General features: G+C 68.6%; 20 protein-coding genes and 1 pseudogene. 8 read left to right on the plus strand and 13 right to left on the minus strand.

Features of this window, described 5'->3' with window-relative positions; translation table 11 throughout:
• The first annotated feature begins 198 nt into the window (after positions 1-198).
• Together ACOQPQ_RS04225 and ACOQPQ_RS04230 are read left to right on the plus strand one after the other, a co-directional pair.
• Positions 199-1,446, plus strand: coding sequence for a DUF222 domain-containing protein (locus ACOQPQ_RS04225; protein ID WP_420638200.1), 1,248 nt, complete (start codon positions 199-201; stop codon positions 1,444-1,446).
• Between the two features lie 187 nt (positions 1,447-1,633).
• Positions 1,634-2,575 (plus strand): NADP-dependent oxidoreductase, encoded by a 942-nt coding sequence (locus ACOQPQ_RS04230; protein ID WP_420638201.1) that lies wholly within the window; start codon positions 1,634-1,636, stop codon positions 2,573-2,575.
• Between the two features lie 125 nt (positions 2,576-2,700).
• Here ACOQPQ_RS04230 and ACOQPQ_RS04235 read toward each other — a convergent pair whose 3' ends face one another.
• From ACOQPQ_RS04235 to ACOQPQ_RS04245, 3 genes are all read right to left on the minus strand, one after another.
• Entirely contained in the window at positions 2,701-3,177 is a 477-nt protein-coding gene (locus ACOQPQ_RS04235) for a peroxiredoxin (protein WP_420638202.1), read from the minus strand.
• 204 nt (positions 3,178-3,381) lie between these two features.
• On the minus strand, positions 3,382-4,863 hold the full coding sequence (locus ACOQPQ_RS04240; protein WP_420638203.1) for an aldehyde dehydrogenase family protein: 1,482 nt from the start codon (positions 4,861-4,863) through the stop codon (positions 3,382-3,384).
• 58 nt (positions 4,864-4,921) lie between these two features.
• Positions 4,922-6,142, minus strand: a complete 1,221-nt coding sequence (locus tag ACOQPQ_RS04245; protein WP_420638204.1) for an amidohydrolase family protein — start codon at positions 6,140-6,142, stop codon at positions 4,922-4,924.
• 127 nt (positions 6,143-6,269) lie between these two features.
• On the opposite strand from ACOQPQ_RS04245, the gene ACOQPQ_RS04250 reads away from it, so the two are divergent.
• Together ACOQPQ_RS04250 and ACOQPQ_RS04255 are read left to right on the plus strand one after the other, a co-directional pair.
• Positions 6,270-7,988 carry an N-acyl-D-amino-acid deacylase family protein gene (locus ACOQPQ_RS04250; protein ID WP_420638205.1) on the plus strand — a complete coding sequence of 573 codons (1,719 nt, stop codon included), beginning with the start codon at positions 6,270-6,272 and terminating at the stop codon, positions 7,986-7,988.
• Between the two features lie 54 nt (positions 7,989-8,042).
• Positions 8,043-9,245, plus strand: coding sequence for an acetyl-CoA C-acetyltransferase (locus ACOQPQ_RS04255; RefSeq protein WP_420638206.1), 1,203 nt, complete (start codon positions 8,043-8,045; stop codon positions 9,243-9,245).
• Between the two features lie 36 nt (positions 9,246-9,281).
• On the opposite strand, the pseudogene ACOQPQ_RS04260 reads toward ACOQPQ_RS04255, so the two are convergent.
• A pseudogene (locus tag ACOQPQ_RS04260) lies at positions 9,282-9,494 on the minus strand (Rdx family protein); the annotation flags it as partial.
• Positions 9,495-9,642: 148 nt separating this feature from the next.
• On the opposite strand from ACOQPQ_RS04260, the gene ACOQPQ_RS04265 reads away from it, so the two are divergent.
• Positions 9,643-10,494, plus strand: coding sequence for an enoyl-CoA hydratase/isomerase family protein (locus ACOQPQ_RS04265; RefSeq protein ID WP_420638207.1), 852 nt, complete (start codon positions 9,643-9,645; stop codon positions 10,492-10,494).
• Between the two features lie 63 nt (positions 10,495-10,557).
• On the opposite strand, the gene ACOQPQ_RS04270 is transcribed toward ACOQPQ_RS04265, so the two are convergent.
• The 4 genes from ACOQPQ_RS04270 to uvrA form a co-directional block, all read right to left on the minus strand.
• Complete coding sequence (locus tag ACOQPQ_RS04270; protein WP_420638208.1) at positions 10,558-11,322, minus strand: amidohydrolase family protein; 765 nt, start codon at positions 11,320-11,322, stop codon at positions 10,558-10,560.
• Between the two features lie 29 nt (positions 11,323-11,351).
• Complete coding sequence (locus tag ACOQPQ_RS04275; RefSeq protein WP_420638209.1) at positions 11,352-11,753, minus strand: type II toxin-antitoxin system VapC family toxin; 402 nt, start codon at positions 11,751-11,753, stop codon at positions 11,352-11,354.
• Complete coding sequence (locus tag ACOQPQ_RS04280; RefSeq protein ID WP_420638210.1) at positions 11,750-11,974, minus strand: CopG family transcriptional regulator; 225 nt, start codon at positions 11,972-11,974, stop codon at positions 11,750-11,752. The genes ACOQPQ_RS04275 and ACOQPQ_RS04280 overlap by 4 nt, the downstream gene beginning before the upstream one ends.
• Before the next feature lie 96 nt (positions 11,975-12,070).
• Entirely contained in the window at positions 12,071-14,923 is a 2,853-nt protein-coding gene (gene uvrA, locus ACOQPQ_RS04285; protein ID WP_420638211.1) for an excinuclease ABC subunit UvrA, read from the minus strand.
• Between the two features lie 109 nt (positions 14,924-15,032).
• Between uvrA and ACOQPQ_RS04290 the strand changes: the two genes are divergently transcribed.
• Positions 15,033-17,006, plus strand: a complete 1,974-nt coding sequence (locus tag ACOQPQ_RS04290; protein WP_420638212.1) for an FAD-dependent oxidoreductase — start codon at positions 15,033-15,035, stop codon at positions 17,004-17,006.
• Between the two features lie 57 nt (positions 17,007-17,063).
• On the opposite strand, the gene uvrB is transcribed toward ACOQPQ_RS04290, so the two are convergent.
• Entirely contained in the window at positions 17,064-19,073 is a 2,010-nt protein-coding gene (gene uvrB, locus ACOQPQ_RS04295) for an excinuclease ABC subunit UvrB (RefSeq protein ID WP_420640352.1), read from the minus strand.
• A 117-nt stretch (positions 19,074-19,190) separates the two neighbouring features.
• On the opposite strand from uvrB, the gene ACOQPQ_RS04300 reads away from it, so the two are divergent.
• Together ACOQPQ_RS04300 and ACOQPQ_RS04305 are read left to right on the plus strand one after the other, a co-directional pair.
• Complete coding sequence (locus ACOQPQ_RS04300; protein WP_420638213.1) at positions 19,191-19,877, plus strand: response regulator transcription factor; 687 nt, start codon at positions 19,191-19,193, stop codon at positions 19,875-19,877.
• 39 nt (positions 19,878-19,916) lie between these two features.
• Positions 19,917-21,317, plus strand: coding sequence for a sensor histidine kinase (locus ACOQPQ_RS04305; protein ID WP_420638214.1), 1,401 nt, complete (start codon positions 19,917-19,919; stop codon positions 21,315-21,317).
• A 57-nt stretch (positions 21,318-21,374) separates the two neighbouring features.
• Here the strand turns inward: ACOQPQ_RS04305 and rpsA are convergent, their stop codons facing one another.
• The 4 genes from rpsA to ACOQPQ_RS04325 form a co-directional block, all read right to left on the minus strand.
• Positions 21,375-22,886: a 30S ribosomal protein S1 gene (gene rpsA / locus ACOQPQ_RS04310; protein ID WP_420638215.1), complete on the minus strand. Its 1,512-nt coding sequence runs from the start codon at positions 22,884-22,886 to the stop codon at positions 21,375-21,377.
• Between the two features lie 98 nt (positions 22,887-22,984).
• Complete coding sequence (polA, locus tag ACOQPQ_RS04315) at positions 22,985-25,717, minus strand: DNA polymerase I (RefSeq protein ID WP_420638216.1); 2,733 nt, start codon at positions 25,715-25,717, stop codon at positions 22,985-22,987.
• Positions 25,710-26,372: an ANTAR domain-containing response regulator gene (locus tag ACOQPQ_RS04320; protein ID WP_420638217.1), complete on the minus strand. Its 663-nt coding sequence runs from the start codon at positions 26,370-26,372 to the stop codon at positions 25,710-25,712. Before ACOQPQ_RS04320 ends, polA begins: the two co-directional genes overlap by 8 nt.
• A complete protein-coding gene (locus tag ACOQPQ_RS04325; RefSeq protein ID WP_420638218.1) occupies positions 26,365-26,655 on the minus strand; it encodes a hypothetical protein in 291 nt (96 codons plus the stop codon). The genes ACOQPQ_RS04320 and ACOQPQ_RS04325 overlap by 8 nt, the downstream gene beginning before the upstream one ends.
• Between the last annotated feature and the right edge of the window lie 169 nt (positions 26,656-26,824).

Consider the following 26,824-nt stretch of genomic DNA (forward strand, 5'->3'; position numbering starts at 1 on the left):
CTCCTCCGACTACCTCAAGACTGGGTACCCTCACATTCGAATTAGTTGGAATTTTGCTAGCGATTATTCCTCTAAATCAGGGGAGTTGTTGTCACCCTGGTCGGTATACTTTCATGTATGGAGTTTGGTTCTTCTGCCGAGACATCTGACAGGGCCTCTGCAGGCCAGGGTTGCTGCAATTGTGCTGAGACAAGGCCGGTGATTGCTGGTTTTGAGTTGGTTGATTATTCGGGGTTGGGTACGTCGGACTTGATGAAGTTGGCGTTGCAGGGTGATGTGGCCCGCCGCCAGTTGGACGGGTACCTGGCGGGAGTGTTGGGCCGGTTCGGCGACCTCGAGGGTGACGATGCCATGTTCGCGGTGTGCAAGCAGTTCGGCATCAAGGCCCACAAGGCCAACCGCCAAGCCAAGGTCGCATCGGGATTGCGAGCCCTTCCCGATGTGTTGGGGGCCGTCAAGGACGGGTACATCTCCATGGACCACGCCGAGATGATCTCCGCCTCCCACACCCGAGCACCGTTGGGCGAAGGTGAACCCCTGGACCTGATTCTCGAGGCCATGCACCAGGACTGTGACCAGTTCAAGAAGACCCTGGCCACCCGCGAGGACCAACGGGCCTCGGTCGACGGGTTGTCCCGCACCGAACGCCAACGGGCCCGGCGCACCGCCAGCGTGTTCGACGGTGACGACGACATGGTCATTCTCCACGCCGAACTCGACGCCATCGCAGGCCAACGCGTCAAGAACGCGCTTTCGGCCATGAGCACCCGCCTGCTCCACCACGACACCAAGGCCGGCCACGAACGCACCTACCACCAACGCAACGCGGATGCCTTGGTGGCTTTGATGACCCAACAGCCAGCAGGCCAGGCCGGCGGGACGGGTATGGCGGCCAACGGGTTGTCCCTGCCTCCGGGGGCCGACGAGTCAGATCACGTTCAGGACACCGACTGCGAACCGGCGCCGCAGAAGACTGTGTTGGTGGTCACCGCAGAGTACGACCCCATCTACGGGGTGCTCCAAGACGCCGAACTCGTTGACGGTACCCCCATCGAGGTCGAGGAACTGCGCCGTTTGGCTTGTGACGCCGACATCATCCCCGCCATCTTCGGCTCCGACGGCCAACCCCTCTACCTAGGCCGCACCCAGCGTGCTCCCAACCAGGCCCAACGGATGGCGCTGTTCGCCCGAGACCAGCACTGCGTCGACTGCGGTCTGGCCGCCCAAGCGTGCGACATCCACCACATCCTCCCCTGGGAACAAGGCGGGCCCACCAACATCGACAACCTGGTCCTGCTCTGCCCCAAATGCCACCGCCGAGCCCACCGCGACGACCACCAACACGCCTACTACAAGCGACGCCGCCACAAACTGTCTCGGCGGGCCGAACCCTGCGACCAGCCACCGAATCCGGCCACAGCGCCCGAAACCGTTTCGCTCTCCTGAACTGATGAACGGAGCCGCGGGCTCCACCAGGGGATCCGGCATCGAGAAGCTCCCAGACTGAAGGCCAAGGTAAGCGCCAAGCTGAAAACCGTACGGACTGCCAGACGAACCGTCAGATGGAACGCGGACCAGAACCCTTGCGTGCCTTCTGCAGGGTGCAAGCTGCCCGCGGGGTAGCGTGATCGGCATGAAAGCGGTTGGTGTCATCAACTACGGCGGTCCCGAGGCTCTGGAGGTGGTGGAGTTGCCCACGCCCGAGGCGGGACTCGGACAGGTGAGAATCCGGGTGCGGGCTGCGGCCGTCAGCCCCACCGATACCCACGTGCGGGCCGGCACTCGGGCCGAGCAGCAGGCCAAGACCGGCCCGCCCCCCTATGTGCCGGGCATGGACGTGGCCGGCGTGGTGGACCAGATCGGCGAGGGGGCTGAGACGGACCTACAGGTGGGCGACCACGTCATGGCCATCGTGGTGCCCCGGGGCTCCCACGGGGCCTACTCGCAGTACGTGGCCCTACCGGCGGGATCGCTGGCCCGAATGCCCTCGGGAGCGACGTTCGCCGAGGCCAGCACCCTGCCCATGAACGGGCTCACCGCCCGCCTCAGCTTGGACCAGCTCGCCCTGCAACCCGGACAGACCCTGGCGGTCACCGGGGCCGCCGGGTGCTACGGCGGCTACGTGGTGGAGCTGGCCAAGGCCGACGGTCTGCGGGTGATCGCCGACGCCTCGGAGGCCGACGAGGAACTGGTGGCCTCCATGGGAGCCGACGTGGTGGTGCGACGAGGCCCCGACGTGGCCGACCGCATCCGCGAGCACGCCCCCGACGGGGTGGACGGCCTGGCCGACGGATCGGTGCAGATGGAGCCCCTGGTGTCTGCGGTCCGTGACGGCGGGGGCTTCGCCTCGGTGCGGGGATGGCCGGGCAACGGCGAGCGCGGCATCGACTTCCACGTCACCTGGGTGTTCGACTACGCCACCGACCACTCCCGCCTGGACGGCCTGCGCCAACAGGCCGAAGACGGCCGGGTGAGCCTTCGGGTGGCGGGAACCGTCCCCATGGAGCGGGCCTCGGAGGCCCACGCCCGGCTCGAGGCAGGCGGCACCCGGGGCCGCTGGGTCATCGAATTCTGATCCGAGCCTGCTCTGACCCCGGCTGGCGGCGGCCGAGCCGACCGGGCCCGCCGGATCAGGACGAATAGATCAGAACCAACTGATTAGAACCAATGGATCAGTACGAACTGATCAGGACCTACTGATCAGGACGACGTCAGCGCCTTGATGTCGGTGATGATGTCGGCGGCGTGTTGGGCCAGGTCCTGGCCTTCGAGGTCGTAAGCCTTGGCCACCTTGCCTTCGGGGGAGATCAGATAGCTGATCCGTCGGGGCAGGCCGTACTCGTAGTAGTCCTCGCCCTCGGCCCGCTCGGCGTCGTAGGCCCGCCCGACGGTCCGGTCGGGGTCGGAGATCAAGGCAAAGGGGAAACCCTCCCCCTCGACAAAGGCCTTCTGCTCCTCGACACTGTCGAACGACGCCCCCACCACGACCGCACCGAGGGCCTCAAACTCGGGGATTCGATCACGGAATCCCTGTCCCTGGATGGTTCAACCGGGGGTGGACGCCTTCGGGTACCACCAGAAGGCCACCCAATGGCCCCGCAAGTCCGCCAGCGACAAATCCTCGCCGTTGTGGTCGGGGGCCGTGAATGCCGGGGCCTCAATTCCTTCGCTCAACATGGAACCGCACCCTACTCGCCGGTCCGACTCTCCGGTCCAACTGACCGGCCAGGCTCACCGGTCAAGCTCACCCGCCCAGCTCATCCGTCAAGCCACTCCGGCGAGTCACGGGCCACCCGGCATCCTGGGTCCTGGTACCTCGCCACCCGGCGGGGCGGTGACTTGTGGGTGCCCAGCAGGCACCCAGCAATTGCCCAGCAAGAACTACGTGGCCAGCCAGCTCAGGGCCTGGATCTCGCTGTAGGCGTGGAGCCCGAAGACCCCCCGGTCGCGCCCCACTCCGCTCATCTTGAAGCCCCCGAACGGGGCGTGGACGTGGGGCTGGATGGAGTTCAGACCCACGTTGCCCGATTCGATGCGGCGGCCCACCTCGAAGGCCCGGGCCGTGCTGCCCGCGAACACGTAGCTGAACAGCCCGTAGTGGCTGTCGTTGGCCAGGGCCACGGCGTGGTCGTCGTCGTCGTGGGTCAACACCACCACCACCGGACCGAAGACCTCCTCCTGCACAACGTGCATGTCGGGGGTGCAATCCACCAGCAGGGTGGGGGCCACGAAGTAGCCGGGCTGGTCGGGCCGAGACCCGCCACAGGCCAGGGTGGCACCCCCGGCCACCCCGTCGGCCACAAATTGCTCCACCCGGTCGCGGTGGACCTCGGTGATCACCGGACCCACCACGGTGTCGCGCTCAAGGGCGTCGCCCACCTTGAGCAGGGGGGCCACCGCCGTCAGCTTCTCCACCAACTCGTCGTACCGGGAGTGGTGGACGATCACCCGGGTGGGCGCGGTGCAGATCTGGCCGCTGTGGAACCCCCATACGGTGGCCACCGCCCCCACCGCGGCGTCCATGTTGCAGTCGTCGGTCAGCACGCAGGCACCCTTGCCGCCCAGCTCCATGAGCAGCCGCTTCATGGTGGCCCCCCCGGCTTCCATGATCTTGGCCCCCACCACCGACGAGCCGGTGAAGCTGATCATGTTCACGTCGGGCGACGCCACCAGGGCCGCCCCCGACGCGGCCCCCGAGTCGGTGACGATGTTGACCACCCCCGGCGGGAAGCCGGCCTCCTCGATGATCGCCACCAGCTTGATCATGGCCAGCGGATCCTGGGGGGCGGGCTTGATCACCACGGTGTTGCCCATGGCCAGCGCGGGGGCGATCTTGCCGGCCACGTTGGTCAGCGGGACGTTGTAGGGGGTGATGCAGGCCACCACCCCCACCGGCTGACGGACCACATGGGCGCCCGACAGACCGGCCGGACCCAGCGGTGATTCCGGTACCGGGTAGGGCTCCATGGGTTCGTCCACGTTCACCGGCGTTTGGTAGTAGCGGAAGCGCTCGGCACACACCGGCAACTGAACGGCCTCGGTCAGGTTGACGGTGGCCCCCGTCTCCGCCTGGACCAGGCCCCCCAACCGCCCGACCCGCTCATCCATCAGATCGGCGGCCCGGCCCAACAACGCACATCGTTCGGCCACCGGGGTGTCCCGCCAGCCGGGCAGGGCCTCCTTGGCCGCAGCGGCGGCGTCGGCCACCTGGGCCACCGACGCCTCCGGCGCGTAGCCGATCACCTCGGTGGTGTTGGGATTGACGATCTGGTAGATGCCCGAGTCCGGCAGCACCCATTCACCCCCGATGAACAGGCGGTACTCCTCGTCGACGTTCACCGGATCCCACTCTGGTGGGGTCATGGGGCTCCCCCTTTGTCCCGAAGGCGCCGAACGGCGATCTGGCCGCTACGAACAACCACTAGGCGGCGATGCCGAACTTCTCGAGGCCGTACAGCTCGATGGCGTTGCCCCGGAGCAGCTTGTAGGTCTCCTCGTCGTCGAGCCCGGCCTGCGCCACGATCCTGGTGGCCACCTCCTTGGTGTGGGGGAAGGTGGAATCGGCGTGGGGATAGTCCACCTCGAAGGTGATCTGGTCCATGCCGATCAAGTCCCGGTTGCGCAGCCCCACCTCGTCGTCGAACATGCAGCCCCACACGTGACCGGCGATGTAGGAGGACGGCGGATTGGGCAGGTTCACCCCGAAGTCGCCGTCGTCGTTGTTGATCCGTTCCTCCCACAGCTTGTCCATGCGCTCGATCACATAGGGCATCCAGCCCACCTGACCCTCGCTGTAGGCCACCCGCAGGCCGGGATACCGCTCGAACACCCCCGACAGCACGTAGTCGCACATCGATCCCATGGCGTTGCTGAAGGTGATGGTGGAGCTGACCGCGAACGGCGCATCCGGCGAGGTGGTGGGCATCTTGGAGGACGACCCGATGTGCATGTTCACCACCGTGCCCGTCTCCTCGCAGGCAGCGAAGAACGGCTCCCAGAACCCGCTCGGGTCGTGGATCGAGGGCAGCCCCAGGTGGTAGGGATTCTCGGAGAAGGCCACCGCGAAGCTGCCCTTGTCGGCGCACCGGTGAATCTCCTCGGCGGCGAGGCGGGCGTCCCACAGCGGGATGATGGTGAGCGGTATCAGGCGCCCCTGGCCGTCCCCGGCACACCACTCGTCGATCATCCAGTCGTTGTAGGCCTTGACGCACAACAGGGCCAGCTCCTTGTCCTCCCGCTCGTGGAAGGCCTGACCGCAGAACCGGGGCAACACGTTGGGGAAGCAGATCGACGCCTCCACGTGGTTGGCGTCCATGTCCTGCAGGCGCTCGGTTTGCTTCCAGCAACCGGGCAGGATCTCGTCGAACGTCACCGGGGTGTTGGTCAACGGTTCGAACCCGATGGCGGCCGACAGCTTGGGAAACGGGTAGATGAGGTCGTCGTAGAGCCACCAGTCGCCCCACGTGCCGTCGGGCACCCCCTTCTCGTAGCTGAACACCCCCCCCTCGAAGTGGAACTTGGCCCGGTCGCGCTCCACCCGCGGGCAGCGGTCGTGGTACTTGCGGGGGAGCCGGTTGGTCCACAAGTCGGGGGGCTCCACCACGTGGTCGTCCACGGAGATGATGCGAGGGATGTCTGCCATGGGCCCCGAGTGTATCGGCGGAGGGGCACACGGCGTTCACCCGGCGCCGGGTTGCTCGGCAATGCCCCCGGCGATGCCCTAGATTGATCACCACTCGCACTGCAGCCACACGCACGGGGGACAAGCCATGTTCGACACCATCATCACGGGCGGCGACATCATCGACGGGACCGGCAGTCCCCGCTATCGGGCCGACCTCGGCCTGCGGGACGGGCGGATCGCCACCATCGGCGACCTGAGCGCGGCCCAGGCGGCCGACACGGTGGACGCCACCGGCAAGGCGGTGTGCCCCGGCTTCATCGACGTCCACACCCACCTGGACGCCCAGGTGTTCTGGGACACCACGCTCAGCCCCTCCCCCCTGCACGGGGTGACCAGCGTCATCGGGGGCAACTGCGGGTTCACCATCGCCCCGCTCAGCGACAACCCCGCCGACGGCGAGTACCTCATGCACATGCTGGCCCGGGTGGAGGGGATGCCGCTGGAGTCGCTGCAGGAGGGCGTGCCGTGGAATTGGCGGTCCACCGCCGAGTACTTCGACGCCTTCGACGGCACCCTCTCCATCAATACCGCCTTCAAGGTGGGGCACTCCGCCTTGCGCCGGGTGGTGATGGGCGAGGACTGCGTGCGCCGGGAGGCCACCCCCGAGGAGCTGGAGGAGATGAAGAGCCTCCTCCGGGCCGGTTTGGAGGCCGGGGCCCTGGGGTTCTCGTCTTCGTGGGCCCGCACCCACAACGACCCGTTCGGCAACATGGTGCCCAGCCGCTACGCCGGCCGCCACGAGCTGGTGGAGCTGGCCCGGGTGTGCTCGGAGTTCGAGGGGACCTCTTTGGAGCTGATCCCCTGCGTCGGCCCGTTCGACGATGACGCCATCTCGCTCATGACCGACATGTCGGTGGCGGCCCAGACCCAGCTCAACTGGAACGTGATGACGGTGGGCGCGGCCAACCTGGACGACTGTTACGCCAAGCTGCGGGCCAGCGACCACGCCCGGGCCCACGGCGGCAAGGTGGTGGCCCTCACCGTGCCCATGGCCTTCTCGGTGCGCCTGAGCATGGCGGGCGGATTCGTGCTGGACGCCCTGCCCGAATGGGAATCGGCCATGCTGGCCCCCCCGGCGGAGAAGTTGGCGTTGCTGTCCGATCAGGCCGAGCGTGACCGGCTGGCCGGGCTGGCCGCCCAGCCCGGCCCCCTGCAGGGCGTGGCCGACTGGTCCACCAAGATCATCTTCGACACCTTCGCTCCCGAGAACGAGCAGTACGAGGGGCGCACGGTGGGCGAGATCGCCGAGGACGAGGGCAAGACCCCGTTCGACGCCCTGTGCGACATCGTGGTGGCCGACGAGTTGCGGACCTCCTTCGGCACGGCCCCACCGGTCTCCTCCCCCGAGGACTGGAAGGCCCGCATGGAGATCTGGCGGGACGGTCGGGCGGTGATCGGCGCCTCCGACGCCGGCGCCCACCTCGACCTGTTCATGACCGCCAACTACGCCACCACCATGCTGGGCCAGTGCATGCGCGAACAGGGCCTCATCTCCACCGAGGAAGCAGTCCACCTGATGACCGACGTGCAGGCCCGACTGTACGGGCTTCGGGAGCGGGGCCAACTCCAGGAGGGCTGGCACGGCGACGTGGTGGTCATGGACGAGACCCGAGTGGGCGCCCGCCCCCTCACCACGCTGGCCGACCTGCCCGCCGGGGCCCCCCGCCTGTACGGGGAGGCCGACGGCATCGACCACGTGTTCTGCAACGGCGCCGAGATCGTCCGCCACGGGCAGTTCACCGACGCCCGCCCCGGCAAGCACCTGCGCAGCGGCAGCGACACCCGCCAGGTGGAGCTGGCCTGACCCGCCATTCCCCCACCAGAACCCACCCCCCACCTACCCAGACCAGGAGCCACCATGCCCGAAGCAGTCATCGTCGCCACCTCCCGCACCCCCATCGGTCGGGCCGTCAAGGGATCGCTCGTCGACGTCCGTCCCGACGACATGTCGGCGTTCATCATCGACGACGTGTTGGGCAAGGTTGCCCCCCTCGACCGAACCGAGGTCGAGGACGTGATGTGGGGCTGCGCCCAGCCCGCGGGCGAAGCCGGCTACAACATCGCCCGGCTGTCGGGGCTGATGGCCGGGCTGGACGTGCCCGGCGTGACCGTGAACCGGTACTGCTCGTCCTCGCTGCAGACCATCCGCATGGCGGCCCACGCCATTCGGGCGGGCGAGGGCGACGTGTTCGTGTCCGGGGGCGTGGAGTGCGTGAGCCGGTTCGGCGCCGGGGCAGCCGACCGAGGGGGCAAGAACGAGAAGTTCGCCGAGGCCGAGGCCCGATCGGCCGATCGCAGCGGTGATGGGACCCCCGACTGGGCACCCCCCGAGGGCCTGCCCGACATCTACATCGCCATGGGCCAGACCGCCGAGAACGTGGCCCAGTTCAAGGGGGTGAGCCGCCAACGCCAGGACGAGTTCGGGGTGTTGTCTCAGAACCGGGCCGAGGCCGCCCAGGATCGGGGTTTTTTCGAGCGGGAGATCACCCCGTTCCCGCTGGCCGACGGCACCGTGGTGAGCGCCGACGACGGCATCCGCCCCGGCACCGTCATCGACAAGGTGTCGCAGCTCAAGCCGGTGTTCCGACCCGACGGCACCGTGACCGCGGGCAACGCCTGCCCGCTCAACGACGGGGCGGCCGCGGTGGTGGTGATGAGCGACACCAAGGCCGCCGAGTTGGGCGTTCGGCCGCTGGCCCGGATCGTGGCCTCGGCGGTGGCCGCGGTCAACCCCGAGGTCATGGGGCTCGGCCCCATTCCGGCCATCGCCCAGGTGCTGGAACGGGCGGGCATGACCATCGACGACGTCGACTTGGTGGAGATCAACGAGGCGTTCGCCGCTCAGGTGATCCCGTGCGCCGACGAGTTGGGCATCGATTTCGACAAGCTCAACGTGAACGGCGGCGCAATCGCCCTCGGACATCCCTTCGGCATGACCGGTTCCCGCATCATGGGCACGCTGCTCAACGGGCTCGAGGACGCCGACAAGACCATCGGCGTGGAGAGCATGTGTGTGGGCGGGGGCCAGGGCATGGCCATGATCGTCGAGCGGTTGAGCTGAGCGGTTCCCACCCCGGCTACGTGCCGTAGATCCCGGCTAGGTTCCGTAGCGGCGCACTCCGGCGCCGTAGCGGACGGCGAACAGCTTGAGCACCTCGCCGGATTCGGCGTGGCAACAGGTGGCGTCCTTGGAGAAGAGCAGCTCCCCGTCCACCGTCACGTCGAAGACGCCGGAGCTACCGGTGACCAGGGTCAGTTCCTCGATGATGTGCTGGTAGTTGGTCAGCAGGTCTCGGGCGGCGCTCACGGCGCGCTCGGAGTAGTCTCACGGCACGCAGTAGGTGATGGAGATGCGATGTCGCTGGGCCATGGGTGCAGGCTACCGCCGCGCCGTCCCGGCCACTACTGCGCCCCACTACTGCGCCCCACAACGACCCCCCAGGACTACGGTGGCGGTCATGGCCGCGATGAGCGAACAGCAGTTTGGACCGTTGCACCTGCGGATCGACCGCCGGGTGGGCTGGGTGACCATCGACCACCCGCCCAAGCACCTGGTGGACGGTGCCTTCATCGGGGGGCTGATCGGCCTGCTCGACGCGGTAGAGGCCGACGACCGGGCGGGCGTGCTGGTGTTCGAGAGCGCCGACCCCGATTTCTTCCTGATGCACGGCGACGTGGAACAAATCCTCACCATGCGCCCGCCCGACGAGGAACCCACCGAACCCAACGTGGCCGCGGCCGCCTTCGACCGCTGCCGGACCATCGGGGTGGCCACCATCGGAATGATCAACGGGGTGGCCCGCGGGGGCGGCTCGGAGTTCCTGCTCTCCCTGGACATGCGATTTGCCGGTCCCCGTACTCTGCTGGGCCAACCCGAGGTGGCCATGGGCATCATCCCCGGCGCCAGTGGTACCCAGCGCCTGGCCCGCCTGGTGGGGCGCAGTCGTGCCCTGGAGATCATCTTGTCGGGCAATGACGTGGAGGCGGAGGAAGCCGCCGCCATCGGCTACGTCAACCGGGTGCTGCCCACCGACCGACTGCGGGCCCACACCACCCAGGTCGCTCGGCGAATCGCGGCGTCGCCCCCGCTGTCGATCGCCCGGGCCAAGCAGGCGGTGGACGCCGCGCTGGGTCCGGTGACGCCGGGGCTGTTGGTCGAAACCCAGGGCATGGCGGCTTGCGCGGCCTCCGGCCAACACGTCCCCCTGATGCAACGTTTCCTGGACGCGGGCGGCCAATCCCGTGACGCCGAGCGCGGAGCTGAGTCGATGGCCCACGTCATCGACCGCATGCTGGAACTGGGCGATTGAGCGCCGAGGAACTCAGCCACCCGATCGTCAACGACTGACCGGCTCAGGCCGGTTACGGACGGCTCAGGCCAGTTCCGGCCACAACTCCAGAGCGGTGCCCCCGAGGAACCGGGCCTGCTCCCGTTGGGTGAGGCCGCGGCACGCGGTCCGGGCCTGATCCACCAACACTGCGTAGGGCCGATCGTGGGTTTGCGAGTAGTCCGACCCCCACAGCAGCCGGTCGGCGCCGAATTGCCCGACCAACCGTTCCAGCGTGGCCTCGGGGTCGCCGGAGTCCAGCACGTGGGGGGTGACCTTGAGGTACAGGTTGGACAGGTGGGCGAATCGGCCAATGGTGTCGGGGGCGAACCCGCAGTGATCCAGGGCCACCACCACGTCGGGGTGGTGGGCCAGGGCCTCCCCCACCGCTTCGAGGTGCTCGGGGACGGTGGCGGCGCTCACCCGCAGGCCCAGCCCCCGGGCGGCGTCCCACATCGCCTCGTCCTGCAGGGGTCCTCCCCCGGCGATGGCGAAGAAGCGCACCCCGCCCACCCCAGAAGCGGCGAGGGCCTCCAGCTCAGCGGCGTCCTCCACGATGGCCACCGCCCCGAACCGCTCCGGGTAAGCCGCCCGGGCGTCCACCAGATAGGAGTTGTCGGTGCCGTAGCCCCCCTGGGCCTGCACCAACAGGGCCCGGTCCACCCCGGCTCGGGCCATTTCCCCCACCAATTCGTCCACCGTCACCGGGGCCTCCCGCACCCACTCCACCCCCGGATAGTCGGCCAACTGCAGCGGATACCGCTGATGGTCGTCGGCGATCACATGGGTATGGCTGTCCACCACCAACACCCCGCCAGTCTGCCCGACGCCGGCCCGCCCTAGGGAACCGGCCTCACCTCGACAAACCCCGCGGCCGTGAAATCACCGCCAAAGGCCAACGCCTCTCCGATGCGCTCCCGACGCATGATCTCGAAGCTGGTGGCGTCCACATAGGAATAGGGGCGCTCGTCCCTCAAGTGCAGCCATTGCCACGCCCGTTCGTCGACGGCATCGTCCACCACCACGACCGACACACGGCCGGAACTCCGCACCGACTCCACAAAGCGGTCGGCAGCCGAATGACCTGCCCGCCGCCGCAACCATGTCCAGGTCTCCCCCAACACCAGATTCGACGTGCGAACCGGGCTTCGGTCGCCTTGCCACAGTTGGCGGGCATCCTCGTGGCGGCGGTCGCGAGGTACCTGGAGCCCGACCCAAAACGACGTATCGGCGAACCTCATTCTGCCAACCCGTAGATGACCGCATCGAGGTCCTCGTCGGGATCCACGTCCACGCGGCCGATCAACTCGTCCACCGGATCGGTGGTGGCCTGCAGTTGGTCGGCCAGTGACGCCCGGATGGCCTCTCGCAGCAGCGACGAACGAGAGGTGCCCCGCCGGGCCGCCTCGGCCGTCAACACCTCGTCCACCTCCTCGTCCAGGTAGAGCTGTATACGCCGCATTCTTGGAGTATACACCACCTATCCCATCACGGCGTCGCCTCCGATTGGTGCCGTGGGCGAGCGGACAGCCCTGGCTAAAGCAAGGGCAGGGCCAGGTCAGAGGCCCAGGACGGGGCGGAGGAACTTGCCGGTGTGGCTGTGGTCGGATCGGGCCACCAGTTCGGGCGGGCCTTCGGCCACCACGGTGCCCCCGTTGTCGCCGCCCTCGGGGCCCAGGTCCACGATCCAATCGGCCGTCTTGACCACGTCCAGGTTGTGCTCGATCACCAACACGGTGTTGCCCTGGTCGACCAGGCGGCTGAGCACGGCCAAGAGTTTGCGGACGTCGTCGAAGTGCAGGCCGGTGGTGGGTTCGTCCAGGATGTAGATGGTGTGGCCGGTGGGCCGTTTGGCCAGCTCGGAGGCCAGCTTCACCCGTTGGGCCTCGCCCCCCGAGAGGGTGGGGGCGGGCTGACCGAGGCGGACGTACCCCAACCCCACGTCCACCAGGGTCTGCATGTGGCGGACGATGGCGGGCTGGTTCCCGAAGAATTCCAGGGCGTCGGCGCACGACATGTCCAGCACCTCGGAGATGGTGCGCCCCTTGAACTCGATGTCCAGCGTGTCCCGGTTGTAGCGAGCCCCCTTGCACACCTCACAGGGCACGTAGACATCGGGCAGGAAGTGCATCTCGATCTTGATGGTCCCGTCCCCGGAGCAGGCCTCACACCGACCGCCCTTCACGTTGAAGGAGAAGCGGCCGGGCATGTAACCCCGCACCCGGGCTTCGGGGGTTTGGGCGAACAGCTTGCGGATGTGGTCGAACACGCTGGTGTAGGTGGCCGGGTTCGACCGGGGGGTGCGGCCGATGGGCTGCTGGTCGATGTTGATGACCTTGTCGAGGGCCTCGGTGCCGTCGATCCCCTTGTGCAGGCCGGGGGGAATCTTGGACTTGTAGATCCGCTGCATGAGGGAGCGGTACAAGATGTCGTTCACCAGGGTGGACTTGCCCGAGCCCGACACCCCGGTGACGGTCACCAGACACCCCAGCGGGATGTCCACGTCGATGTCGCCCAGGTTGTGTTCCCGAGCGCCCCGGATGGTCAGCCAGTGGTCTCCGGGGGCCCGGCGGCGGGCCGGGACCGGTATCTGTTTGCGGCCCGACAGGTACTGCCCGGTGAGCGACCGCTCGTTGTCCATCAACTCGGCCACCGTGCCGGAGTGCACCACGGTGCCCCCGTGCTCACCGGCACCAGGTCCGATGTCCACCACGTGATCGGCCACCCGCACCGTCTCCTCGTCGTGCTCCACCACCAGCACGGTGTTGCCCAGATCTCGCATCCGCTCCAGGGTGTCGATGAGGCGCCGATTGTCCCGCTGGTGCAGACCGATGGAGGGCTCGTCCAGCACGTAGAGCACGCCCACCAGGCCGCTGCCGATCTGAGAGGCCAACCGGATGCGCTGGGCCTCCCCCCCGCTCAGCGTCCCCGCCGAGCGTCCCAGGGTCAGGTACTCCAGCCCCACGTCGAGCAGGAACTTGAGCCGGGCGTTGATCTCCTTGAGCACCTGCCCGGCGATGGTCTGATCCCGCTCCGACAGCGCCAAGGTGGCCAACGCGGCGGCGGAGTCCCGGATGGACAGCGAGCACACGTCGTCGATGGTGCGGCCGTCCACGGTGACGGCCCGGGCCAGCGGATTGAGCCGGGCGCCGTCACACCCCGAGCAGGCCACCTCCCGCATGTAGCCCTCGATCTGGGCCCGGACCGCGTCGGAGTCCGACTCGCTGTGGCGGCGTTCCAGATAGGGGATGACCCCCTCGTAGCGGGCGTTGTAGCGGCGGACCCGGCCGTAGCGGTTGCGGAAGCGGACCTCGGTGCGCTGGTTGGCGATGCCCTTGCCGTAGAGGAGCAGGTCGTGATGGTCGCGGTCCAGGCTCCCCCAGGGCTCGTCCATCGGGATGTCCCGGTCCTCGGCCACCGACTCCACCAACCGCTTGAAGTACTGGTTGTGGCCCTTGGACCAGGGGGCGATGGCCCCGTCCTCCAGGCTCAGGTCGGGGTCGGGAATCACCAGGCGGGGGTCCACCTGGAACACCATGCCCAGCCCGTCGCAACCCTGGCAGGCCCCGTAGGGGGAGTTGAAGGAGAAGTTCCGCGGGGCCAACTCCTCGAACGACTTCCCGTCCGACGGCCGGGACAGGTGCTGGGAGAACGTGATCGTCTCGGGCTCGTCATCGGGCTCCTGGGGCATGATCATCAGCTCGGCCACGCCCTCGGCCAGACCCAGGGCCGTCTCCATGGATTCGGTGAGCCGGCGCTCGATGCCCTCCCGCATCACCAGCCGATCCACCACCACCGAGATGCTGTGCATTTCGTAGCGGGCCAGATCGAGGGTGTCGATGCCGCCGTCCAGCTCGATCTGCTCACCGTCGACGATGGCCCGGGCGAATCCCTCGGAGGCCAACTCGCCCAGCAGGGTGTCGTAGGTGCCCTTGCGCCCCCGCACCACCGGGGCCAGCACCTGGAACCGCACCCCCTCGGGCATCTCCATCACCCGGTCCACGATCTGCTGGGGGGTCTGGCGTACCAGCCGCTCGCCGGTCTCGGGGTCGTGGGGAATACCGATGCGGGCGAACAGCAGCCGCAGGTAGTCGTACACCTCGGTGATGGTGCCCACGGTGGAGCGGGGGTTGCGCGAGGCGCTCTTCTGGTCGATGGAGATGGCCGGCGACAGACCGTCGATGAAGTCCACGTCGGGTTTGTCCATCTGGCCCAGGAACTGACGGGCATAGGCCGACAGGGACTCCACGTAGCGGCGCTGCCCTTCGGCGTAGATGGTGTCGAAGGCCAGCGACGACTTCCCCGACCCGGAGATGCCGGTGAAAACGATGAGCCGGTCACGAGGTATCGTCAGTTGCACGTCGCGCAGATTGTGCTCACGCGCCCCTTGGATGACGATTTCGTCGGCCACGCCGTGAACTTACCGGGCGACGCCGAGACGGAGACAAGAGAACCGCCGAACGGGGGCAGAAATATGCCTCGATGCAGCCGGAGATAGCAGGTCAGTGCCCTACCCCCACGTGTTCCAACCCCTCGAGTTGGGAGGCTGCACGCTCTCCAACCGGATCGTCCGGGCCGCCCACAGCACCGGGGCCACCGGCGAGGCCCTGATCGCCTACCACGAGGCCCGGGCCCGGGGGGGCGCGGCGCTCACCGTCCTGCAGATCGCCGGGGTGCATCCCGCCTCCGCCACCGACATCCCGGTGTACTCCGACAAGGTGTTGCCGTTCTACGAGGAGATGGCCGCCCGCCTGCACGCCGCCGGTGGCCGGGTGTTCCAGCAGCTCTGGCACGGAGGGGCCGCGGTGGAACAACGGTCGTTGACCCGATTCCGGACCCCGGTGGCCCCCAGCGCGGTGCCCAATCCCATGGTCGGCATCGTGCCCCAGGCGCTGACCACGGCCATGATCGACGAGCTGGTGGAGGCCTTCGCCACCGCCGCCCGACGCTGCGAACAAGGCGGCCTGGACGGGGTGGAGCTGCACGCCGCCCACGGCTATCTGATCGGGCAGTTCCTCTCCCCCGCCACCAACCTGCGGGAGGACGGCTACGGCGGCGACCTGGAGAATCGCACCCGGTTCCTGCGAGAAGTCCTGGCGGCGGTGCGCCAGGAGACCAGCCCCGGATTCCCCGTCGGCATCCGCCTGTCGGCCGACGACCAGATCGAGGGCGGCATCCGTCCCGAGGAGGCGGCGGCCATCGCCCGGCGGGTGGAGTCCGACATCAACTTCCTCGACGTGTCCCTGTCGTCGTACTGGCGCTTCCACCGCTTGCTGTCCACCCTGGACGAGGGTCTGGGCTACGAGGTGCCCACCAGTGAGGTGGTCACCCGGGCGGTGGAGGTGCCCGCCATCGTCACCGGTCGCATCACCACCCTGGACCACGCCGAGCACCTGATCAGAAGCGGGGTGGCCGACATGGTGTCGGTGGTTCGGGGGATGATCGCCGACCCCGACCTGGTGGTGAAGGCCCGAGAGGGCCGGGAGCGGGAAATCCGGCCGTGCATCGGCACCTCGGTGGGCTGCGTGGCCCGGTTCATGGTGGCGGGCCAGATGCGCTGCGTGGTGAACGCCGCCGCCGGGCAGGAGACCCGCGTGGCGTTCGAGGTGGTCGACCAGGCGCCCCGGCCCAAGCGGGTGCTGGTGGCCGGGGGCGGACCGGCGGGGCTCGAAGCCGCCCGAGCGGCGGCTCTGCGGGGGCACGAGGTGGTGCTCCACGAGATGACCGGGGCGCTCGGGGGTCAGGTGCGCATGGCGGCGTCGGTGCCGCCCCGGTCCGACCTGGGGGCCATCACCGCCTTTCTGGCCGACGAGCTCGACCGTCTCGGGGTGACCGTGCGGCTCCGTTCACCGGTCGATCCCGACGTGGTGGCCGAGGAGCACCCCGACGAGCTGATCATCGCCACCGGCACCACCCCCCGTCGCGGCTTTCAGATCTCCGCGCCGTCGCGGCCGATCCCCGGTGCCGACCTGCCCCACGTGTTCACCAGTTGGGAGGTGCTGGGATTCGGGGGGCGGGCCGCCATCGGCCGCCGGGCGGTGGTCTTCGACGACACCGGCACCTTCGAGGCCATCTCGGTGTGCGACGCGCTACTGGCCGCGGGGGCGGAGGTGACCCTGCTCAGCCGGCTGGAGCAGGTGGGCGCGGCCATCCCCTATCCGCCGGCCACAGTGGAGGCCAGCCGGGAACGGCTGTTCAGCGGGGCGTTCTCCTTCACCCCGGCGGTGGCCCTGGAGGAGATCACCGCGCCGGGCACCGACGGGTTCGGCACCGTGGTCACCGGTGATCTGGGCACCGGCCGGAAGCGGTCGTTCGACGCCGACACCGTGGTGGTGGTGAGCTACCACCACTGCAACCGGGAGCTGGCCGACTGGACGGCGGCCGACCGGAGCGACACCGGTTCGTACAACCTGCACCTGGTGGGCGACGTGAACGGCACCAACAGCATCATGGCCGCCATCCATGCCGGGGCCCGGGTGGGACGGGCGATCTGAGCGGCCGGCGCGGGTGGCCGGGATCGGCGCCCACCGAATGCGCAGCCGGGCGAGTCCTCAGACCATGGCCCGGAGATCGCGCTGGAGGTCTTTGATCTCGTCGCGCAGGCGGGCGGCGTACTCGAACTTCAACTCGCCGGCGGCCTCGTTCATCTCCTCGGTGAGGGTGTGGATCAGACGCTCGATCCCGCCGGAGTCCAGCTCGATCACCTCAGTCGCGCGCCGCCCCCGGTCCAGGGTGCGGGAGCGTCGGCCACCCCCCGGGATGGGGGCCCCGTCCTCGGCCGGGCGCAGCTCGGCCAGGATGTCGCTGACCGCCTTGCGGATGGTCTGGGGGTTGATGCCGTGCTGCTCGTTGAAGGCCTGCTGCAACCCCCGCCGCCGGTGGGTCTCGGATATGGCCCGCTTCATGGAGTCGGTCACCACGTCGGCGTACATGATCACCTGGCCGTCCACGTTGCGGGCCGCCCGGCCGATGGTCTGGATCAGCGAGGTCTCGCTCCGCAGGAACCCCTCCTTGTCGGCGTCCAGGATGGCCACCAGCGACACCTCGGGCAGATCCAGCCCCTCCCGCAGCAGGTTGATGCCCACCAGCACGTCGAACTCCCCCAGCCGCAGATCCCGCAGGATCTCGATCCGCTCGATGGTGTCCACCTCGCTGTGCAGGTAGCGCACGAGCACCCCCAACTCCAACAGGTACTCGGTCAGATCCTCGGCCATCTTCTTGGTGAGGGTGGTGACCAGCACCCGCTGGCCCCGCTCGGTGCGGTCCTCGATGAGCTTCATCAGGTCGTCGATCTGACCCTTGGTGGGCCGCACCTGCACCTCGGGGTCCACCAGTCCGGTGGGCCGCACGATCTGTTCCACCACCTGGTCGGACACGTTGAGCTCGTAGTCGCTGGGGGTGGCCGACAGAAATACCACCTGGCCCACCCGATCCATGACCTCCTCGAACCGGAGCGGGCGATTGTCCACCGCCGAGGGCAGCCGGAAGCCGTGCTCCACCAGGGTTTGCTTGCGGCTCCGGTCCCCCTCGTACTGGCCGTGGAGCTGGGGCACGGCCACGTGGGACTCGTCGATCACGGTCACAAAGTCGTCGGGGAAGTAGTCCAACAGGGTGAAGGGCCGCTCCCCCGGCGCCCGGCCGTCGATGTGGCGGGAGTAGTTCTCGATGCCGTTGCAGAAGCCGATCTCCTGCATCATCTCCAAGTCGTAGGTGGTGCGCATCCGCAGACGCTGGGCCTCCAGCAGCTTCCCCTCCTTCTCGAAGCGGGCCAGTTGCTCCTGCAACTCGGCCTCGATGCCCGCAATGGCCTGCTGCATGCGCTCGGTCCCGGCCACGTAGTGGGTGGCGGGAAACACCACCACCTCGCTCAGGCTCTGCAGTCGCTCCCCGGTCACCGGATCAACGGTGGTGATCTGCTCCACCTCGTCGCCGAAGAGCTGGATCCGCACCACGTACTCCTCGTAGGCCGGGTGGACCTCGATCACGTCGCCCCGCACCCGGAAGCGCCCCCGCACCAGGTTGGCGTCGTTGCGCTCGTACTGCATGTCCACCAACCGCCGCAGCAGGTCGCGCTGGTCGTAGCTCTGACCCACCTTGGAAATGCACAGCAGGTTCCGGTACTCCTCGGGCGCCCCCAGCCCGTAGATGCACGACACCGAGGCCACCACGATCACGTCACGGCGGGTGAGCAGCGCCTCGGTGGTGGAATGGCGCAGTCGGTCGATCTCGTCGTTGACCGAGGAGTCCTTCTCGATGTAGGTGTCCGAGGCGGGCATGTAGGCCTCGGGCTGGTAGTAGTCGTAGTAGGACACGAAGTACTCCACCCGGTTGTCGGGGAAGAACTCCCGCATCTCGTTGGCCAACTGGGCGGCCAGCGATTTGTTGGGGGCCAGCACCAGGGTGGGGCGCTGCACCTGCTCGACCGTCCAGGCCACCGTGGCGCTCTTGCCCGAACCGGTGATGCCCAACAGGGTTTGGAACCGGTCGCCCCGCCCGAGTCCTTCGGACAGGGCGGCAATGGCCTTGGGCTGGTCCCCCGCCGGTCGAAACGACGAGACCATCCGAAAGGCGGCGTCCCCCGACGAGTTCACCGCACCGATGCTACCGGCGCCCGATTCATCGAGGTCGTGACGGACCCATAATCAATTGCTCACACTTGCATGGGAAGATGGGCGGCGGTGACGGTGGACGGAGAACCAGTGGTCGTCGTGGTGGAGGACGATCCCAACATCGCCGACCTGGTCGACATGTACCTGCGCCAGGACGGGTACCGGGTGTATCAGGCGGCCGACGGCCAGACCGGGCTGGAACGCATCCGCCGGCACCGGCCCAAGCTGGTCGTCCTCGATATCGGCCTGCCCGGCGATCTCGACGGTATTCAGGTGTGCCGCGAGCTGCGGGCTTCTTCCGACGTGCCCGTCATCATGCTCACCGCCCGGGACAGCGAGATCGACCGAGTGCTCGGTTTGGAGCTGGGGGCCGACGACTACGTGACCAAGCCCTTCTCCCCTCGGGAGTTGGTGGCTCGCGTGCGGGCGGTGTTGCGCCGTATCGAGAGGGATCCTCGGGCCGACTTGCCCCCGGTGCTGGATGTGGGCCCCGTGGAAGTGGACACCGCCCGCCGAGAGGTACGACTCCACGGCGCCCCGGTGGCGGTCACCGCCCGGGAATACGACCTGCTCAGGTACCTGGCCGAAAACCGGGGGCTGGCCCTCAGCCGTCGACAGTTGTTGGACGGCGTGTGGGGCTACGACTGGGTGGGTGACGAACGGACCGTGGACGTACACGTACTCCAACTCCGCAAGAAACTGGGCGACGCCCTGCAAGTGGCCACCGTGCGGGGCGTGGGTTACCGGCTGGACTGAAGGGTCGGACGTGCGGAAGCGACGAGCAGGAGCCAAGGCATGCGGCGGCGGCTGACCATTGCCTTGCTGGGAACGGTGCTGGTGTCGCTGCTTCTGGCCGGCATCGTGACCCTCAGCCTGGTCCGCCGGGCCGATCGCCAGGCCACCCAGCGGGCCCTCGAGCAGGAAGCCACCGTGTTGGCCGAACTCATGGAGACGAATCCCTTCGACCTGCGGCATCCCAACCCCCGCCTGTTGCTGGCGGCGGAGACGCTGCGCCGCAACGACGTGACGGTCCTGCTGCTGCGGGACCGGGCCGTGCTGGGAGAGTTCCCCGACCAGGTCCTGCCCGAGGATCTTCACCCCCTGGCCGCGGGCTCCGAGCGGCAAGTGAGCGGCATCCGGGGATCCACGGCGTGGGCGGCGGCCGTGGGCGAGCGACCGGGACGGCTCCCCACGGCGGTGGTGCTGACCGACGACGCCGACCAGCTTCTGGGCACGGTGGTGCGGTGGTCGGTGGTGTCGGCGGCGATCTCCCTGGGACTCGCTGCGGTGGTGGCCGCGGTCCTGAGCCGCCGGTTGACCCGCCCTCTGAGCCAGGCCCGCGACGCCACCTTGACCATCGCGGACGGCGACCTCAGCGCCCGGGTGCCGATCCAGGCGGGCCGCCGCGACGAGATCGGCGACCTGTCAAGCTCCATCAACGACATGGCCGCCTCGCTGGAGCGATCCCACAACGTGGAGCGACAGTTCTTGATGTCGATTTCCCACGACCTGCGGACACCGCTGACCTCCATTCGCGGCTACAGCGAGGCCATTGTCGACGGCACCGCCGCCGACGAACCCCAGGCCGCCGAGATCATCGTTTCCGAGGCGGCGCGCTTGGAGCGGCTGGTGAACGATCTCCTGGATCTGGCTCGGCTGGATGCCCGGGAGTTCACCCTGGATCTTCGCCTGGTCGATGTGGGCACCGTGATCGAGGAGGTGTGCGCCGGGTTCGCCCAGGTTGCCGCCGACCGGCAACTCGAACTGCGCGCCCTCATGCCAGCGGAGACGGGCCGGGTAGCCCCGGTCATGGCCTGGTGCGACCCCGGGCGTCTGGCCCAGATCATCGCCAATCTCGTGCAGAACGCGCTCAGGTTCGCCGACACCATCGTCCAGGTGGAGTGCCGGATGGAGGACTCGAGCGACGACCCGGCCGTCGGGGCCCGGACGATCATCACGGTGGCCGACGACGGGCCCGGCATCAGCGAACAGGACCGCCCTCACGTGTTCGAGCGTCTCTACGTGGCCCGGCACACGCCCCAGGCCAAGGAGGCCGGTTCGGGCTTGGGCCTGGCCATCGTGGCCGAACTGGCCGAAGCCATGAACGGCGCCGTGAGCGTGGCCGGCCGACACCCCGTTGGGACGCAGTTCACCGTGGAGCTTCCCGGTACGGAGCCTGAAGAGTCTTCCGGCTGATCCGACTGCGCCCTGGCCGACCCTCGGGCGGCCTGAGGGCGGTCCGGCCGCGCCGGATCAGACCGGTTCGGGGGTCTCCTCGGCGATGGGCCCCTCCGCCAATTCGGCATCCTCCGGCACCGAGGCCCCGGCAGCGTCCACGGCCGCGTCGGCCCCGTCATCCCCTCCCTCGAGTTCGGGGGCGGGGGTGGCGGCTTCATGGTCTTCGGCCCCAGTGGGTGGAGCAGCGATGGCTTCACCCTCGTCGGAGTAGTACTCGGCCCAGGCTTCGTCCTGGTCGGCGGCCACGTCGCCGGTCACCCCACCGATGTAGTTGCCCTCGTCGTCGTAGGCGTGCTCGCCGAAATGCTCCTGGAACTCGGCGGCCACCACCCCGCCCTCGGCGGCCTGCTTGATCGACAGGCTGATGCGGCGGCGGTTGATGTCCAGATCGATGATCTTCACCCACAGCTCCTCGCCGGGGGTGACCACCTGTTCGGGCAGGTCGATGTGGTGGGAGGAGATCTCCGAGATGTGCACCAAGCCCTCGATGCTCTCGCCCACCTGCACGAAGGCCCCGAACGGCACCAGCTTGGTCACCCGGCCGTACACCAGCTCGCCCACCTGGTGGCTGGAGGCGAACTCCTGCCAGGGATCCTGCTGGGTGGCCTTCAGCGACAGGCTGATCCGCTCCCGGTCCAGGTCCACCTCGAGCACCTGCACCTCGATCTCGTCGCCCACCTGCACCACCGCGCTGGGGTGATCCACGTGCTTCCACGACAGCTCGGACACGTGGACCAGCCCGTCCATGCCACCCAGGTCCACGAAGGCCCCGAAGTTCACCACCGAGGACACCACACCGCTGCGGCGCTCCCCCGGCTTGAGGTTGTCCAGGAAGGCCTCTCGCTGTTCCTTCTCGGTCTCCTCCAGCCAGGCCCGCCGGGACAACACCACGTTGTTGCGGTTCTTGTCCAGCTCGATGATCTTGGCCTCCAGGGTCTGGCCGATGTAGGGCTGCAGGTCGCGGACCCGCCGCAACTCCACCAACGATGCGGGCAAGAAGCCCCGCAGGCCGATGTCCAGGATCAGGCCGCCCTTGACCACCTCGATCACCGGTCCTGACACCGTGCCCTCGTTCTCCTTCACCGATTCGATGTTGCCCCAGGCCCGCTCGTACTGGGCCCGCTTCTTGGACAGGATCAGGTGGCCGTCCTTGTCCTCCTTCTGGAGCACCAGGGCCTCGATCTCCTCACCGAGGGTGACGATCTCACCGGGATCGGCCACGTTGCGGATGGACAGCTCCCGGGAGGGAATGATCCCCTCGGCCTTGTAGCCGATGTCCAGCAGCACCTCGTCCCGGTCGACCTTGACCACCTTGCCCGCCACGATCTGGCCGTCCTCCACCTGCACCATGCTGGCGGTGTAGGCGTCCTCCAGGTACTGATCCTCGATGTCCTGGTCGGTGATCTGGCGGGGGACGTAATTGCCCTCGGCGTCGAACGTCCCCACACCGTGGGGGGCTTCGAGCACTGCGGTCGCCGCGGCCGGGGCCGCAGGAGGTTCGGATGGGGCGGTGGTGGGGTCGGACACGGTTGATGAAGCCTCACGGGAGGATGCGGATACGACTGAGGGCGCGGTTCAAAAGCCTGAACCGGCCCGGTCATGGTAACAGCGCCGGTGGGAGCGGGCTACTTCGCGTCGGCCCAGGTGCGTCCCGAGGATAAGTGGACCTCCAGGGGCACCCGGAGCCGATAAGCCTCGGCCATGGTGCGGGTGGTCAGGTCGGCCACCGCGTCATGTTCCCCTTCGGGGACCTCCAGGATCACCTCGTCGTGTACCTGAAGGATGATCCGGCTGGCCAACCCCTGGTCGTCGAGGGCGTGGTCGAGGCGAACCAGCGCCACCTTGAAGATGTCGGCGGCCAGCCCCTGAATGCCGGAGTTCATGGCCTGGCGCTCGGCCGCCTGGCGCAGCCGGGGGTTGGGCGAGTTGATCTCGGGTAGCCGGCGGCGGCGACCGAACAGCGTCTCGGTGTAGCCCCGGGCCCGGGCCTCCTCCACCGTTCGATCCATGTACTCCCGCAGCGCGGGGAACGCCGAGAAGTACGCATCCAGGATCACCCCGGCCTCCCCGGTGGGGATGCTCAGCCGCTGGCCCAGTCCGTAGGCCTCCATGCCGTAGGCCAAGCCGTAGGACACCATCTTGGCGGTGGACCGCTCCTGGGGGCCCACCGCGCCGGGATCGATGCCGAACACCTGGGCGGCCACCGACGTGTGGACGTCCTGACCGGACTCGAAGGCGGCGATGAGTCCGGGATCCTCGGCCAGGTGGGCGATGCAGCGCAGCTCGATCTGGTTGTAGTCGGCCACCAGCAGCACACAGCCGTCGGCGGCCACGAACACCTGCCGGAACACCCGGCCGGTCTCGGTGCGCACCGGGATGTTGTGCAGGTTGGGGGCATCGGAGCTGAGGCGGCCGGTGCGGGCCACCGTCTGGTTGAAGGTGGCTCGGATGCGGTTGTCGGGTTCAACGGCCACCGCGGCCACCAAGCCCTCCCCGTAGGTGGAGCGCAGCTTCTCCACTTCCCGGTAGTCCAACAGGGCATCCACCACCGGGTGTTGGCCCCGCAGCTTCTCCAGGGTGGCGGCGTCGGTGCTGTAGGCCCCGGTCCGGGTCTTCTTCTGGGGGGGCAGCCCGAGCTGGTTGAACAAGAGCTCGCTGATCTGCTTGGAGGAGTTCACGTTGAACGTCCCGCCACCGGCGGCCTCAATGACCGTGGCCCGAAGACGGTCGGCGTCGGCCACGAGCTGGTCCCGCAGTCGGGTGAGCACCTCCACGTCCACGCCGATGCCCACGTGCTCCATGCGGGCCAGCACCCGCACCAGGGGCACCTCCATGTCGTCGTTGACGGCCCGCAGCCCCTGGGCGTCCAGGGCCTCCTGAAGCGGGGCGCACAGGTGGGCCACGGCCAGGGCGTCCAGGCCGGCCCGGGTGGACCGCTCCACCACATCGCCGGAGTCGTCGTCGAACAGCCGGGTCTCGTCGCCGGGATCGTCGCCGGGCAACTCCATCGGGGTGTAGGCCGAGAGCAGATCGGCCAACTCGTAGCGCTCGCCCGCCGGATCCAGGAGATAGGCGGCGATGCGGGTGTCGAGGGCCAACCCGGTAGCGTCGACGCCGTGACCCAACAGCCACAACACCAGGGGTTTGGCGTCGTGGGCCACGAATCCGACCCCGCCGCCGAAGAACTCGGCCATCGCCGCCCGCTCCGGCGACGCCGCCACGGTCTCCAGCAGTTCGCCCGGAAGCCACACCACCGTGCCCTGGTCCCGGTCGTCCACCACGGCCAGGCCCTCCAGGCGGCGGCGAAGGGGTTGGCGGGCATCGATGGGGTCACCCCAACTGGCGGCCAGCGCCACCGAGTCGCCGGGGGCGGCCAGGGCCTTCAGGGCGTCGGCTGCGGCCGCAGCGGTGCCCACCACGGTCACCGCCGCCTCCAGCACCCTGGTGGGGTCGTCGGCAGCCCCGAGATCAACGCCCAGCCCGTCGGCCACCAGATTGCGCAGGCCCTTGAACTCAAGAAAGTCCAACAGGGCGTTGACTTCGCCCACGTCCGGTTGGCCGAAGGCCAGATCGTCCACCCCCTGGGCCAAGGGCACGTCGCGCAGCAGCTCCATCAGCTCCAGGTTCATCCTCACCCGGTCCTCGGCGTCGCCCAGGTTCTGGCGGAGCTTGGGGGTTTGGTCGTCCAGGTGGCGGTACAGCTCGTCGATGCCGCCGTAGGCGTTGATCAGCTTGGCCGCCGTCTTCTCCCCCACGCCGTCCACGCCGGGCAGGTTGTCGGAGGCATCCCCCCGCAGCGCGGCGTAGGCCACGTAGTCGGCCGGTCGCACGCCGGTGCGCTCCTCGATGCCCGCCTCGTCGTACAGGGCGTAGTCGGACACCCCCCGCTTGTTGTAGAGAACCCGGACATGAGGGTCCTCCACCAGTTGGTAGGCGTCGCGGTCGCCGGTCACCACGATCACGTCCTCCCCTCGGTCCCGGGCCTGCGAGGCCAAGGTGGCGATCACGTCGTCGGCCTCGACGCCCGCGTGGTCCACCGCGGTGATGCCCAGGGTGTCCACCAACTCGCGCACCAGCCCGAGCTGCTGGCGCAGGGTTTCCGGAGTTTCCCGGCGGTTGGCCTTGTAGGTGTCGGTGCGTTCGTGCCGGAAGGTGGGCTCGGGCCGGTCGAAGGCCACGGCCATTCGGCCGGGGCGGTGGTCGCGCAACAGGGTGAGCAGCATCCGGGTGAAGCCGAACACCGCGTTGGTGGCCTGGCCGCCCGCGGTGGCCATGTCCTCGGGCAGGGCGAAAAAGGCCCGGTAGGCCAGCGAGTGGCCGTCCACCAACATGACCGGCCCCGATCCCGGCTCAGCCATCGGCCTGTTCCCCCTGGAGCGCCCGGAGCCGATGGGCGTCGGCCTCGATGATCTCGGCGGCCACGTCGGCCATGGATCGGCGCCCGCTCATGGCCTGGTGCTGGAGATACCGGTAGGCATCGGCCTCCGACATGGCGCTGAGGTCCATCAGCCGCCCCTTGGCCCGGTCGATCACCTTGCGGGCCTCCAGACGGGCCTCGGCCCGGGCCACTTGGTGGTTGAGTTCCACCAACTCCCGGAAGCGCACCAGGGCCACCTCCACCGCAGGCACCAGTTCGGCCCGCTCGAAGGGCTTGACCAGGTAGGCCAGCGCCCCGGCGTCGGCCGCCCGGGTGATCAGGTCCCGCTGGCTGAAGGCGGTGAGCAACAGCACGGCGCACAGCTTCTCGTCGCGAATCTGGCCGGCCACGGTGATGCCGTCGGTCCCCGGCATTTTCACGTCGAGAATGGCCACATCGGGGCGCTTCTCCCGCACCAGATCCAGCACCTGGTCACCCCGGCTGGTCTCGCCCACCACCTGGTAGCCCTCTTCCTCCAGGGTCTCCCGCAAGTCCAGGCGGATGATGGCCTCGTCCTCGGCCAGCACGATCCGAACCGGGTCCGTCGCCGCCGTCTCGCCGGCTTCACTGGAAGGCGCCGCCGTCACTTCAGGCATCGGAGTAGAACCTGTCCAAGAGGTCGTCCTGGGTCTGCTCCAGGGCGGTGATCTCCTCCTGGAGCCGAGCCCGGTGCTTGGCCATGGTTTGGGCCTGTCGGGCGGCGTCGCGGTGCTGGCGCTCCATGGCCGGGGTCTCCGAAACCAGGGCCCGCAACCGGGCGTCGTCGGCCAGGTCGTCGAAGTGCAGGCACTGCTCTTCGGCCACCGCCAGGTCGGCCCGCAGTCGCTTCAGCCTGCTTCCCACGTCGGCCAGTCGCCGCTCCACCCTGGTTTGGCTCACCCTCCGATGCTATTCCCCCACCGGCACCGGGGCTCCACCGGTACACCGAAGGCGGCCGAGGCGCCGGTGGCACGGCCAGAACCAGGCCGTGTCGCCGGGCCCAGCAGTGTCGCCAGGCCCAGAAGCGTTACCAGGCCCAGGCAGTAGAGTCACCGGGGCTTGACCGTCC

Source organism: Candidatus Poriferisocius sp., from assembly GCF_965219775.1.
Classification (GTDB): domain Bacteria; phylum Actinomycetota; class Acidimicrobiia; order Acidimicrobiales; family Bin134; genus Poriferisocius.